General features: G+C 39.7%; 11 protein-coding genes. 7 read left to right on the top strand and 4 right to left on the bottom strand.

What is annotated here, in order from left to right; translation table 11 throughout:
- Nucleotides 1–549 precede the first annotated feature (549 nt).
- Complete coding sequence (locus ACQKKK_RS22445) at nucleotides 550–1014, bottom strand: exosporium glycoprotein BclB-related protein (RefSeq protein WP_427619228.1); 465 nt, start codon at nucleotides 1012–1014, stop codon at nucleotides 550–552.
- Between the two features lie 32 nt (nucleotides 1015–1046).
- On the opposite strand from ACQKKK_RS22445, the gene ACQKKK_RS22440 reads away from it, so the two are divergent.
- The 7 genes from ACQKKK_RS22440 (at nucleotide 1047) to ACQKKK_RS22410 (ending at nucleotide 9360) form a co-directional block, all read left to right on the top strand.
- Nucleotides 1047–1970, top strand: coding sequence for a hypothetical protein (locus tag ACQKKK_RS22440; RefSeq protein ID WP_427619226.1), 924 nt, complete (start codon nucleotides 1047–1049; stop codon nucleotides 1968–1970).
- Between the two features lie 2010 nt (nucleotides 1971–3980).
- Entirely contained in the window at nucleotides 3981–5105 is a 1125-nt protein-coding gene (locus tag ACQKKK_RS22435) for a DegT/DnrJ/EryC1/StrS family aminotransferase (RefSeq protein WP_427619284.1), read from the top strand.
- Nucleotides 5102–5737 carry an acetyltransferase gene (locus ACQKKK_RS22430; RefSeq protein WP_427619225.1) on the top strand — a complete coding sequence of 212 codons (636 nt, stop codon included), beginning with the start codon at nucleotides 5102–5104 and terminating at the stop codon, nucleotides 5735–5737. The genes ACQKKK_RS22435 and ACQKKK_RS22430 overlap by 4 nt, the downstream gene beginning before the upstream one ends.
- A 474-nt stretch (nucleotides 5738–6211) precedes the next feature.
- Nucleotides 6212–7078 carry a glucose-1-phosphate thymidylyltransferase RfbA gene (gene rfbA / locus ACQKKK_RS22425; RefSeq protein WP_427619223.1) on the top strand — a complete coding sequence of 289 codons (867 nt, stop codon included), beginning with the start codon at nucleotides 6212–6214 and terminating at the stop codon, nucleotides 7076–7078.
- 26 nt (nucleotides 7079–7104) lie between these two features.
- Entirely contained in the window at nucleotides 7105–8064 is a 960-nt protein-coding gene (rfbB, locus tag ACQKKK_RS22420; RefSeq protein WP_427619221.1) for a dTDP-glucose 4,6-dehydratase, read from the top strand.
- Complete coding sequence (rfbD, locus tag ACQKKK_RS22415; RefSeq protein WP_427619219.1) at nucleotides 8061–8912, top strand: dTDP-4-dehydrorhamnose reductase; 852 nt, start codon at nucleotides 8061–8063, stop codon at nucleotides 8910–8912. The genes rfbB and rfbD overlap by 4 nt, the downstream gene beginning before the upstream one ends.
- Entirely contained in the window at nucleotides 8902–9360 is a 459-nt protein-coding gene (locus tag ACQKKK_RS22410) for a dTDP-4-dehydrorhamnose 3,5-epimerase family protein (protein ID WP_427619217.1), read from the top strand. Before rfbD ends, ACQKKK_RS22410 begins: the two co-directional genes overlap by 11 nt.
- Before the next feature lie 173 nt (nucleotides 9361–9533).
- On the opposite strand, the gene ACQKKK_RS22405 is transcribed toward ACQKKK_RS22410, so the two are convergent.
- From ACQKKK_RS22405 to ACQKKK_RS22395, 3 genes are read right to left on the bottom strand one after another with little or no spacing between them, the layout of a single operon-like run.
- On the bottom strand, nucleotides 9534–11063 hold the full coding sequence (locus ACQKKK_RS22405; protein ID WP_427619216.1) for an acyl-CoA carboxylase subunit beta: 1530 nt from the start codon (nucleotides 11061–11063) through the stop codon (nucleotides 9534–9536).
- Nucleotides 11064–11086: 23 nt separating this feature from the next.
- The gene (locus tag ACQKKK_RS22400; protein ID WP_427619214.1) at nucleotides 11087–11869 is read right to left on the bottom strand and encodes an enoyl-CoA hydratase; all 783 of its coding nucleotides are present in this window, start codon (nucleotides 11867–11869) and stop codon (nucleotides 11087–11089) included.
- Between the two features lie 22 nt (nucleotides 11870–11891).
- Nucleotides 11892–12791, bottom strand: coding sequence for a hydroxymethylglutaryl-CoA lyase (locus ACQKKK_RS22395; protein WP_427619212.1), 900 nt, complete (start codon nucleotides 12789–12791; stop codon nucleotides 11892–11894).
- Nucleotides 12792–12802: the final 11 nt, after the last annotated feature.

Genomic DNA, 12802 nt, shown 5'->3' with positions numbered 1-12802 from the left:
TGTTTGCTTCTTCGCAGATAACGAACACCTAGTATCCGTCCTCCTTAATCTGTTCGCTCCCTCCTTATCTTCTCGAGTAGACAAGTACTATAACCTCTGCTGACTCCTGATGATTCAGCTGCCCATCACTGGACAGAGGTCACCAATTGTACTTGGCTGTCACCAGACACCCCCGGGTAAGAGTGCAATCCTTCCCTCCATCTATCTATCTGCTTCATTTACTCTGTACCACATTATGCAGTAAGGACTTTGTCTGATACCTAGCCCTATATGAAGTTCGCGTTCCTTAGATCGGAGGTTTGCCGCTTGCTTCATTCAGATTCCATGTTATCGTGGACACCCTTCCATTAAGTTAACCACTATTACTGCCTTCATGGTACGGGGCTTTCACCTTATAGATTGCCCTCATGCCGGGCATACAAAAAAATCGGGAAGATTTATTAATCATTCCCGTTTTTTTTAGATAAAGTTGTTATCAGGCGTGATAAAATTCTAATCAATTTTGTTATCTGCAACTGATGTTTTGAATTCAAAGATATAAACTAATAATTAAATAATCGTTATACCCGCGCTTGCAAAACCTTCAACCGTAGTGAGAACCGAAACTGCAGTCTCTATAGAGAAAACCAGTAATAATTTATCCCCTGCAGCAACTCCGAGTCCAGTTGAAGCAGTATTATTAGCTGTTTCTCCAATGGTTATACCAGGTCCTAAAGCTGGTGTTAATAGTACAAAGGCACCTGAGGGAGTAAACGTATTGCTAGCTGCAGCTGCCGTCCATACTTCTGCTCTTATAGTAACAGCTGAACCTAAAGCTACTGCCGCTGTCGCACTAAAGAATGCCGATATTGATGATACAGTTCCAGCACGTGGTGCTACAAATGCGAAGTCAAGAACGCCCCCTACACCAGGACTTAGAGTAATTGTTCCTCCACCAATAGTAACAGCATCAGTAGAACTTCCGAACCCAATAAGACCTCCAGTATTAGCTAATCCTAATAGAACATTAGTCAATGCTACTGGAGTACCGGAAGCGAATGGAATGATTGCACCACCAGTGCCTCCTTGTGGACCTTGGAACCCTTGCGGACCTTGGAATCCTTGTGGACCTTGGAACCCTTGTGGACCTTGGAACCCTTGCGGACCTTGGAACCCTTGTGGGCCTTGGAACCCTTGTGGACCTTGGAACCCTTGTGGACCTTGGAATCCTTGCGGACCTTGGAACCCTTGTGGACCTTGGAACCCTTGCGGACCTTGGAATCCTTGTGGGCCTTGGAACCCTTGTGGACCTTGGAACCCTTGCGGACCTTGGAACCCTTGCGGACCTTGGAACCCTTGTGGACCTTGGAATCCTTGTGGACCTTGGAACCCTTGCGGACCTTGGAACCCTTGTGGACCTTGGAATCCTTGTGGACCTTGGAACCCTTGCGGACCTTGGAATCCTTGCGGACCTTGGAATCCTTGCGGACCTTGGAACCCTTGCGGACCTTGGAATCCTTGTGGACCTTGGAATCCTTGTGGACCTTGGAATCCTTGTGGACCTTGGAATCCTTGCGGGCCTTGGAATCCTTGTGGACCTTGGAACCCTTGCGGACCTTGGAATCCTTGCGGGCCTTGGAACCCTTGCGGACCTTGGAATCCTTGTGGACCTTGGAACCCTTGCGGGCCTTGGGATCCTTGTGGACCTTGTAATCCTTGCGGACCTTGGAATCCTTGTGGGCCTTGGAACCCTTGTGGACCTTGGAATCCTTGCGGACCTTGGAATCCTTGTGGACCTTGGAATCCTTGTGGACCTTGGAATCCTTGTGGACCTTGGAACCCTTGTGGACCTTGGAACCCTTGCGGGCCTTGAACTCCTTGCGGACCTTGAACTCCTTGCGGACCTTGCGGCCCTTGTGGGCCTTGAGTACCTTGAGGAGGTGATTTTACATTCACTTTCACATTTTGCTCTACCTTTTGTACTTGTTTAGATGAGCATTTACATTGACGATGTCCGCAAACTTTACATTTTTTATGATTGCATGTGCATTTGCGATGTCCGCAATCTTTACATTTTTTATGATTGCATGTACATTTGCGATGTCCGCAATCTTTACATTTTTTATCCTTACCCAATTCTGTATCCTCCTTTTCTTAAAACATTACTTTAGTCTATGAATTGGGAATAAATTGGATTGGGTGAATTACACCCATTTATTAAAAGCACAGAACCAGAACCATTGTAAAATTCAAAAGCACATCATTAAAAAAATCCTAGTCATAGGTTATCCTGTCTTTGTTACCCAAACATGATTCTCTAGTAACACAGTGGAGATAAACTACTTGAAAAAGAATATTGCTGCCGTTAGTCTCTTTTTTTCCAGGGAGAACTCAAAGTGCTTTCTTAGGAATCTATAATGTTATACAATTTCATCCAGTAACTCTTTCTTTAATTTACGTTTCATCTGACTCTGTGTGTCATTTGATGGCTAGATGAGACGACGTACTCCTCCTTCTAATTTCGACCCCATTATGTGTTTTGGTCATTTGATAAGGCTCACAATTTCTTTATATCCACTAAATAATAAATTGAAAAAATAAACACACATCTAACTGAATTTCTATTTTTATTATTCTGACACATCTACACCATCAGAAATGAATAGGTTATTTATTAGAAATAGGATATTAAAAACTAGCTATAAAACACTATATATAATAGGCTAAAAGTAAGGAATGAATGACTTAAATGTGAAACCAATTTAGGGTTTTTAAAAATTATTTTAATGTAACAATGGGTTGTTTTCATAAACACCTTTCCATTCGACAAAAACGGGAAGATTATTACTCCTTCCCGTTTTAAAATAAACTGTTATGGGCGTGATAAATTTTTCATCCATTTTGTTAATCTGCAATCGATGTCTTGAATTCGAAACTACTAACAAAATTTTAATAATCGTTTTACCCGCGCTTGAAACCTTTAACAGCAAGACAATTATGGTCGTTGGATCTATATTAAACACAACTAATGCTTTATCACCAGCATTAATCGGGAATGAGATCGGCGAAGTAAGAACTAAGCTAATAGTGAACTGCACAAGCTATTATCTGAGTAATTAAAGGGGGAAATTCATTGCTTTGTGGCCTATATATACTCTAATCAATGCTGAAGGCTGCAATGCTTTCTTAAGAAGAACATTTCTGCCTTTAGTTTCTGTGTGTCTGAGGGAAAATGAATTGTGTTTTCCTTTAGACTCTATAACGTCATACGATTTCATCCATTACTTCTTACTTGGATTTACATTTCATTTGACTCACAGTGTCATCAGATGGCTTAAATGACGTATTCCTTAATCACTTCGTCCATTATAAATCGGTTTTTTTATTCCACTAAATGCTCTGGAAACTACACCGATCCATTTAAATCGCTTTAAAAGCTGACTTCTGCAATCCGTTGAGTATATAACATTTCCTGTCTAATCTTCTCTTAATCCGCAACGTAATCTTATGCTAAAAATCACTTTCAATTCCTCAGAGATGATGAAAATCTCCCCTTGCTATATGTACTTTTGTACAGTTAAAACAACCCTGTTTTTTCAAAAATGTCATTTTAAAGAACTATAAAAATTATAGGACTCCTGTTAATTGCAATTTATAGCCATAAAATTTATTCAAAAGGAATATTAATGGAAAGGACACCAAAGAACTATTGAATTAAAAAATATCCATAAATAGCAATCCGCAACAAATGGAATATATGGCTGGATATACTTTTGATTGAGGTAGTTTTTTTATCAAGTCCAGATTTATATCCGCTTTGCGCGCCATCAGGCCATGACACAATAAAACTCCGTCATACCCAAAAATTCTACACTACAGCAATGAAACATTGCATCACCCGGAATATAATTTTATTTTTGGATGGATACTTTGAATACTTATCAGTCATTATGTGAGAAAGTAATTAAATTTATAGATTAATTGAAACGGAGATGAAAAATATCCGTAAAATTCCGTTTTTACGACCCAACTTGGTGAAACAAGACGCATTTACCAATTATTTATCCCAGATTGAACAATCCAGATTGTACAGTAATTATGGACCATTAAATACTCTTTTTGAGAATAGAGTTCTAACCGAATACTATGAAGGAAACGGAGCGGTGCTCACGGTCAACAATGCTACCAGTGGACTGATGTTAGCCATTAATCAGAGTAAACGGCCCAAAGGGCAGTTTGCATTAATGCCTAGCTTTACTTTTTCAGCCACCCCTTTAGCGGCTATGTGGTGTGGTTTAGAACCTTATTTTGTAGATGTGAACAAAGACGATTGGTGTATGAATGAGGAACTTGTAAAAGATGCATTGGAAAAATTAGGAGATAAAGTGGCAATCGTTGTTCCCTACTCAACCTTTGGAACAGACGTAAACCTATCCTTTTATAAGCAGATTCATGAGTCAGGGATACCGGTAGTTTTTGATGCTGCCCCTAGTTTTGGGACATCAGGGCGGAGTGGATCATTTGGTAATAATTTTCCCGGCCCTATTGTGTTCAGCTTTCATGCTACGAAATCATTTGGTATTGGCGAAGGCGGCTTAATATATAGTGCTGATAAAGATCTGATAAATCAAATTCGTCAAGCGGGGAATTTTGGGTTCTCGACTGATAGGGAAACTATATCACAAGGTCTTAATAGTAAACTTTCAGAATATAGCGCAGCCATTGCTCTTGCAACTCTGGATGCCTTTCCTGAAAAGAGACAACAGAGACAACAAATTTATCAATGGTACCGAGAGCAATTCCAACAAACTCCTGTCTTAAAAAAAGAATGGCAACTCCAAAAAACAGAAGGAAAAATTCCCCATCAATTTATGCCTGTTCTCTGTCCTGAAGATCAAAGTAATTTAGATTTTGTGAAATTGCTGGCTGACAATCAAATAGAAGCACGCACCTATTTTTCCCCTACTTGTCATCAACAAAATTATTTTACATCATTCAATCGCACATTAATGCCTATTACCAATAATATTTCAGGACGCATAATTAGTTTACCTCTATGGGAAGAAATGAAGCAAAGTGATATCGTCCAAGTAACGGAAGTGCTTGCTAAGGGATTAGAACCATGAAAAAAATCGTCATCTGGGGATGCGGAGGGCATGCACGTGAGGTAAATCATCTGTGTGAAAATTCAAGTTATGAGGTTATAGGATTTCTAGATGAAAGATCGGAAATGAAGGGGCTAATAATAGATGATGTACCGGTTTTGGGCGATCTTCATGATATTTATTCTCTTCGGAACAAAGTTAAAATTGTTTGTGCCGGTGTTGGAGATCCATCTTTAAAAAAGCGCTTTGTCACCAAAACCAAAAATGCAGGTTTTGAGATTGCTGATACAATAATCCACCCTTCTGTTTTCATATCAAAACGGAACACACTTGGAGTTGGATCGATAATTTGTGAAGGAACCATTATTACCACAAATGTTCAAGTGGGGAATTTTGTCATCATAAATCGGAGTTCGAACATTAGCCATGATAATATCATCACCGACTATGTCACGATAGGTCCTGGAGTTAATATTGGAGGTAATGTTACCATTGGTGAAGGAGCGTACATTGGCATTGGTTCTTCTATCCGTGAAAAGATCAATATTGGTGCTTGGTCGATTATAGGAGGCGGAGCATTTGTAAAGAATGATATTCCTGCGAAAACCCTTTATGCAGGAGTACCTGCACAGTTAAAAAGAGATTTAGAATAGAATGCAGGTAATAAGGCTTAACAAATAGTTATAAACTAATGGGTTACAGTTAAAAAATTTTAGAACCCAGACTATCTCACTTTTCCACTGCAAGTGCTAGGATTAAAGAACACTTATAGTAAGTCTTAATTTTTCTAAATAAGACATTTTGTTAAAAATTCTATATCGAGGAAACCCCTTCTTTCTGTGCTTCTGCCTTTTGTAAAGGAAAGAATTATTTCACCCGATTGATTTTTAACCAAGAGAGAAAAAAGACTACAAAGCGAGTTTTCACTTTAGCTTTGTAGTCTTTTCTTGCCAATCTCGCAAGACTTCTATATAAATTTTTTAAAATTATCCTTCATTTGTACAGAATCCAATCACATTCTTTACGCATATGTTGAAAAGGATCATTTTTTCCGTGAAATTCAGAAACTGATAAAATTTAAATTCATTTTATTTTTTATATCATACTACATGAGGAGGTGAATAATAATGAAAGGAATCATATTAGCTGGTGGATATGGCACTAGATTATATCCGTTAACAAAGGTTGTCTCAAAACAGCTATTACCTGTTTATGATAAACCCTTGATTTATTATCCATTGTCCGTACTAATGCTTGCTGGAATTAAAGATATCTTAATCATTTCTACCCCCATTGATACACCTCGTTTTAAAAGTTTATTAGGCGATGGGTCACAATTAGGAATCAAAATAAGTTATATATCACAGGAAAAACCGGAAGGAATCGCACAGGCTTTTGTTATAGGAGAGGATTTTATAGCAAAGGACTCTGTATCTTTAATATTAGGAGACAATATTTTTTATGGACATAATTTCATTAAAACATTAGAAGAAGTCGTTAATCGACATAACGGTGCGACTATATTCGGCTATCATGTTAAAGATCCTGAACGATTTGGTGTTGTAGAATTTGATGAAAATCGGAAAGTGATATCTTTGGAAGAAAAACCTGTAACGCCTAAATCTCACTATGCCATTACAGGACTTTATTTTTATGATAATAATGTTATTGATATCGCAAAGGGTATTAAGAAATCTTCCCGTGGAGAATATGAAATTACTTCTGTGAATGAATGTTACCTAAAGAAAAACCAGCTTAATGTTGAGTTATTGGGGAGAGGATTTAGCTGGTTAGACACCGGTACTCATGAATCACTACTTGACGCTTCTTTATTTATCCAAACCATTCAAAGTCGGCAAAACGTTCAAATTGCTTGTATAGAAGAAATTGCCTTTCGAAAAGGTTTTATTTCACCACAGCAACTTCTTGCCTTAGCTAAACCATTAGAGAAAAATGAATATGGGCAATACCTTGTAAGATTAATAGAAAATTAACAGCTATTCATTGAAAGGAGGCAATTATGAATCTTCTAGTTACAGGTGGGGCTGGTTTCATCGGTCTCAACTTTGTTCACTATTTGTTAAAAAATACGTCATACAATATAACCGTTATCGATTCTCTTACGTACGCAAGTCATCCTGAAGAGATACGTACCCTAACATCATCTGATTCTAAATTTCGCTTTATTAAAGGAAGCATTGTAGATGAAAAAGATATGGAAACTGTGATGGATCAAAATTATGAAGCGATTATTCATTTTGCTGCGGAGTCTCATGTTGATAATAGTATTCAAAATGCAGATAAATTCATCCAAACAAATATTGTCGGTACTTATCAATTATTACAACAATTAATCAAAGGCTATGCAAAAAAAATGATCCATATTTCCACAGACGAAGTTTATGGTACTTTAAGCCCTACTCAACAACCATTCACAGAAGAATCCCCTCTTTCACCTAACAATCCTTATTCGGCTACGAAAGCAAGCTCGGATTTATTAGTACGATCTTACTATGAAACATTTAAATTACCATTGATTACGACAAGATGCAGTAATAATTACGGTCCATTTCAAAACATGGAAAAATTCATTCCAACCATTGTAAATAGGGCGCTTCACAACCTTAAAATCCCCGTTTATGGGGATGGTTTACAGATAAGAGATTGGCTGTTTGTAGAAGATCATTGTAAAGCGATTTCTCTTATTCTTGAAAATGGTAATTGGGGTGAAGTTTATAATATTGGTGGCGGAAATGAAAGGAAAAATATCGATGTCGTAAAACAAATTTTAGAAATAATGGGGAAGCCTGACCACTTGATTGAATTTGTCGAAGACAGAAAAGGTCATGACCGAAGATATGCCATTGATTCTTCTAAGTTACATGACGAGTTAAGCTGGAAACAGACCTCTTCCTTTGATCAATCATTAGAAAAAACAGTTCGTTGGCACATGAACAAATTTAAAGGTACTTCCATATGAAGATTGTCATTACAGGTGCAGGAGGCCAATTAGGAAAAGAACTCATTCAGCTTTTTAAAGAGGAAGATTATGTGGTATTTCCATTTACTAAACAACAATTAGATATTACTAATCGTACGCAAATAAAAGAAATGATTGAGAAAATCCAGCCAGATTATCTTATTAATACTGCAGCCTTTACACAAGTTGACCTTTGCGAAACGGATATAGATCAAGCTTATTTAATTAATGGAATTGGACCTTATTATCTAGCCTGTGAAGCAAAGGAAAAAAAAGTGAAGTTTTTTCATATTAGTACTGACTATGTATTTGATGGTAAAAAAATTGAACCCTATTTAGAAAAGGATTCTCCTGCCCCCCAAACAATTTATGGAAAAAGCAAACTGCTAGGCGAAGAATTAGCATTAACTGCTAATGAAAGTTCCACAATCATTAGAACGTCATGGTTATACGGACATAATGGGAAAAATTTCGTCAATACCATTAAAAAGTTAGCCAGCCATTCACCAGAAATCCGTGTGGTTCATGATCAATACGGTTGTCCTACCTACACTAAAGATCTTGGAATAGCACTAAAAAATTTACTAACAAAACCACATGGCATTTATCATGTCACAAACGCTGGAAGTTGCAGTTGGTTTGAATTTGCAACCGAAATTGTTACGTTCTTAAATTCACAGACAGTAGTCATCCCTGTTTCTACAGAAGAATATGGGCTTAAAACACCCAGACCCAATTATTCTGTTTTAAGTCAAAAAAAGTTGAATTCCAACGGACTCTTTTTGCGAAATTGGAAAGAAGGTTTACATGAATACTTAAAAAAGGCAGATGATGAAGATGGAAATTGAAGGGGTTATTTCTAAAAAATTAATTAAGCATTGTGATGATAGAGGATTTTTTGCAGAAGTGGTAAGAGATGATGACAATCTTTTATCTCATTTTGGTCAACTATCATGGACTACATCTTACCCAGGTGTTATTAAAGCATTTCACTACCATGAAGAGCAAGATGACCTTTGGTTTATTCCATCAGGTAATGCTCAAGTAGTTTTACATGACTTAAGAGACCACTCTGCTACCAAGGGTGAAACGAATGTTTATTATATGGGTGAAAACAATCCTAGTATTTTACTCATTCCCAAAGGTGTGGCTCACGGCTACCGAGTACTTGGCGAAAAGCCAGCAACTGTTCTTTATTGTACGACAAAGTCGTATAACGCTTCCAAACCAGATGAAAAAAGAATTCCTTGGGATGATAAAGAAATTAATTTTGCTTGGGAAACAAAACACAGATAAGAACCTATGTAGGCAAATCCAAAAAACTTCCTAGGGAAACAATGTTAGGATCGTTTTCTTTTTGTCTTTCTCGAAACACTTAAATGTATGATAAAAAATATGACCAAAGAAACGACCTTTTATAATGAAAAGGGTAAATAGATAGCCCGGTCATAATGACCGGGCTTGTTTCTTTAGACTGGATAGACTCCATGTTTTCGATCGGTAAATGTCAATTGTTTACTGCTATATGCTTCAAACCGGGCGCTCAATTCATCACGCAGGTCATTTGGCTGGATGATGCCATCAACTATCATCTCGGAGGCTAAGCGGTAGATATCAATGTCTTCATTATATTCATTGCGCTTCTGTTCGATGAATGCTGGGCGATCCTCCGCTTCCATCGCATTGATTTTATTGGCATAGACTGCATTGACCGCAGCTTCTGCCCCCATGACCGCAATCAATGCCGTCGGTAAGGCAAGAACGCAATCCGGTTCAAAAGCGGGACCAGCCATCGCGTAGAGTCCAGCACCATAAGCTTTACGGACAATGACAGAAATCTTGGGGACGGTGGCTTCACTCATGGCCGAAATCATTTTCGCACCATGGCGAATGATGCCTGCCTGTTCGACCTTCGTTCCAATCATGAATCCTGGAATATCCACCAGGAACAACAGCGGTATATGGAAAGCATCACATAAATTGATGAACTTGGCCGCCTTATCGGCTGAATCATGGAAAAGGACGCCGCCCTTGACACGCGGCTGATTGGCAATGATCCCTATCGTTTGTCCATTTAGCCTTGCAAGCCCGGTAATTAGTTCGGGGGCAAATAGCTTCTTGATTTCACAAAACGATTGCCTGTCTATAATCCTATCGATCAGGTCGTACATATTAAAGGCTGCATTCTGATTTTTTGGAATCAGCTCTTCCAATGTTTTTTCGAATTCAGCTGGCAGCTCAGGCTTTTTGGCTTTAGGCTTTTCTTGATAATTTCCTGGAAAATAGCTTAAGTATCGGCGTGCAAACGCGATGGATTCTTCTTCTGACTTAACAAGCACATCCCCGCATCCTGAAACAGAACAATGCATTTTCGCCCCGCCCATTTCCTCTTCGCTCACCTTTTCGCCGATGACCATTTCTGCCATTCTCGGTGATCCTAAATACATGGATGCATTACCGTCAACCATTACGACAATATCACAGAAAGCTGGGATATATGCCCCTCCCGCTGCAGACGGTCCGAACAATAGACAAATTTGCGGGACTTTTCCTGATAACTTTACTTGGTTGTAGAAGATTCGTCCCGCTCCGCGGCGTCCCGGAAACATTTCTACTTGATCCGTAATTCGTGCCCCGGCAGAATCGACTAAATAAAGAAGGGGCAGCTGTAACTTATCAGCTGTTTCCTGAATGCGAATGATTTTCTCGACGGTCCTTGCTCCCCAGGAACCAGCTTTTACAGTCGAATCATTGGCCATGACACAGACCCTCTGACCATTGATTTTCCCGATACCTGTAACCACACCATCAGCAGGCAGACCATCACTGGCACAATTAGCAAAGAAAGCGTCCTCTATTTCAACCCCTTCATCGAAAAGCTGCTCTAGCCGTTCACGAACAAAAAGCTTTCCTTTTTCAGCGTTTTTTTGGTGATATTTTTCTAAACCGCCTTTTTTTATCGTTTCAACCGTTTCGGTTAGTTTATCCGTCGTTACCATCCCTGTTCCTCCTTTAATTGAAATCATTGGCCCCTAAATACCGGTTTGCGTTTTTCCTTGAATGCTGACAGACCCTCCAGTCGGTCACGGGTTTTTAAAGTGGTCTGATAGCAGTCTTTTTCAATTTGCAACCCTGTTTTCAAACTAGTCTCCGCCCCTTGATTGATCGCCGCTTTTGCAGCCTTGAGTGCCAATGGGGCATTGACCGCAATTTCTCCAGCCAATTTTTTCGCTTCATCAAGTAAATGTTGAGGTGAATATACATGACTGATGATTTTCAAGGCATGTGCTGTTTTTGCATCCAATCTCCTTGCCGTATAAATCAGTTCTTTCGCTGTCGGCATTCCGACTATCCGCGGCAGGCGCTGAGTGCCCCCGGCGCCTGGAATGATGCCTAATGACGTTTCTGTCAGTCCCACCTTCGCCGTTTCCGATGCGATGCGTATGTCACAAGCGAGTGCCAACTCCAGCCCTCCTCCAAAAGCCGAACCGTTAATCGCGGCGATGACTGGAACTGGAAGGTTTTCTACAGCCGTAATCGTGTCTCCAATCAACTTGACTGTCTCCTTGACTTTATCATCATTCATACCTGCTCGTTCCTTAAGATCCGCACCTGCACAAAACGCCTTTTCACCTGCTCCCGTTATAATGACTGTTCGTAAATTGGAATCTCTTTCCAATTCATCCAGCCCTTCGGCTAAACAATGAAGCAATTCTGTGGATAAAGCATTAGCAGCATCCGGCCGATTCAAAGTCACGATGGCAATTCCCTTTTCCTCAGTACTGATCTCAACTAGTGAAGTCATAAATTCACCTCAATTTCTTCTCTTATTGTGCGTTATAAACAGCCATCTGATGGCTAGGCAGTGGTTTATCCAAAAAGCTTTGCATCAAGGCCGCAGCCTTCATTAGTTTTTCTGGATTGATTCCCGTGTGAATTCCCATTTTATGTAGCATATGAATCAGGTCATCCGTAGCCACATTTCCGCTCGCACCTGGTGCATATGGGCATCCTCCCAAACCTCCGAGCGAAGAGTCAAAAGTGTCCACACCATAATTCAGTGATTCAAGAACATTTGCGAGCGCCATTCCCCTTGTATCATGAAAATGGAGAGCAATTCGGCTTATATCATATCTTTTTACAGCCTGTTCAAGGAACATGGCAACCTGTCTTGGAGAAGCGACCCCAATGGTATCACCCAATGAGAGCTCACTGATTCCGTATTCAAATAGTTGATCACAAACACGGAAAACCTGCTCGGACGAAACCTCCCCTTCATATGGACAGCCGAAAACGGTAGAAATATAGCCCCTAACCGTTTTCCCGCTTTTCGCTGCTGTCCCGATGACATCCTTCATTATTGGAAAGGTATCGGAAATCGATTTATTGATATTTTTAAGATTATGGGTCTCACTGGAAGACATGAACACGGAAACTTCATCGATATTGGCTTCAAGGGCCGATTCCAGACCCCTTTGATTGGGTACAAGGGCCGCATAAGTGATCCCGGGATTGCGCTTTATTCCCTTAGCCACCAGGGCGGCATCACTCAATTGGGGAATCCACTTTGGATGTACGAAAGAAGTCACCTCTATATAAGATAATCCTGTATCAGAGAGCTGATCGATCCAATCCATTTTGCTTTGTGCAGGTATCATGACCTTTTCATTTTGCAGCCCATCACGCGGACCCACTTCCTTAATTGTCACTTTTTCAGGCCAATTCATCTTACCCCTCC

This window comes from Peribacillus sp. NPDC006672, from assembly GCF_050274955.1.
GTDB lineage: Bacteria > Bacillota > Bacilli > Bacillales > DSM-1321 > Peribacillus.
This window is presented reverse-complemented; position numbering and strand designations above follow the sequence as displayed.

Excerpts from the sequence above, each read along its gene's own strand:
- ACQKKK_RS22430 (WP_427619225.1), top strand. The coding sequence starts at position 5,102 with ATGAAAAAAATCGTCATCTGGGGATGCGGAGGGCATGCACGTGAGGTA.
- rfbA (WP_427619223.1), top strand. The coding sequence starts at position 6,212 with ATGAAAGGAATCATATTAGCTGGTGGATATGGCACTAGATTATATCCG.
- rfbB (WP_427619221.1), top strand. The coding sequence starts at position 7,105 with ATGAATCTTCTAGTTACAGGTGGGGCTGGTTTCATCGGTCTCAACTTT.
- rfbD (WP_427619219.1), top strand. The coding sequence starts at position 8,061 with ATGAAGATTGTCATTACAGGTGCAGGAGGCCAATTAGGAAAAGAACTC.
- ACQKKK_RS22410 (WP_427619217.1), top strand. The coding sequence starts at position 8,902 with ATGGAAATTGAAGGGGTTATTTCTAAAAAATTAATTAAGCATTGTGAT.
- ACQKKK_RS22405 (WP_427619216.1), bottom strand. The coding sequence starts at position 11,063 with ATGGTAACGACGGATAAACTAACCGAAACGGTTGAAACGATAAAAAAA.
- ACQKKK_RS22400 (WP_427619214.1), bottom strand. The coding sequence starts at position 11,869 with ATGACTTCACTAGTTGAGATCAGTACTGAGGAAAAGGGAATTGCCATC.
- ACQKKK_RS22395 (WP_427619212.1), bottom strand. The coding sequence starts at position 12,791 with ATGAATTGGCCTGAAAAAGTGACAATTAAGGAAGTGGGTCCGCGTGAT.